General features: G+C 51.5%; 1 rRNA gene. It reads right to left on the bottom strand.

What is annotated here, in order from left to right:
* A 23S ribosomal RNA gene (locus tag LIZ66_RS18450) occupies positions 1-268 on the bottom strand; the annotation flags it as partial.

Here is a 268-nt window from a genome sequence, read left to right as displayed (position 1 = left end):
ACTGCTTCCTAGCCTCCCACCTATCCTGTACATGCAATACCGGACCCCAGTACCAAACTGGAGTAAAGCTCCATGGGGTCTTTCCGTCCTGGCGCAGGTAACCAGCATCTTCACTGGTACTTCAATTTCACCGGATGCATTGTCGAGACAGCGCTCAAATCATTACGCCTTTCGTGCGGGTCGGAACTTACCCGACAAGGAATTTCGCTACCTTAGGACCGTTATAGTTACGGCCGCCGTTTACTGGGGCTTAAATTCAAAGCTTCGC

This window comes from Blautia faecis (genome assembly GCF_020554845.1).
GTDB lineage: Bacteria > Bacillota > Clostridia > Lachnospirales > Lachnospiraceae > Blautia_A > Blautia_A faecis.
Note: the sequence above shows the minus strand (reverse complement) of the source record. Positions and strands in the feature narration are given on the sequence as shown.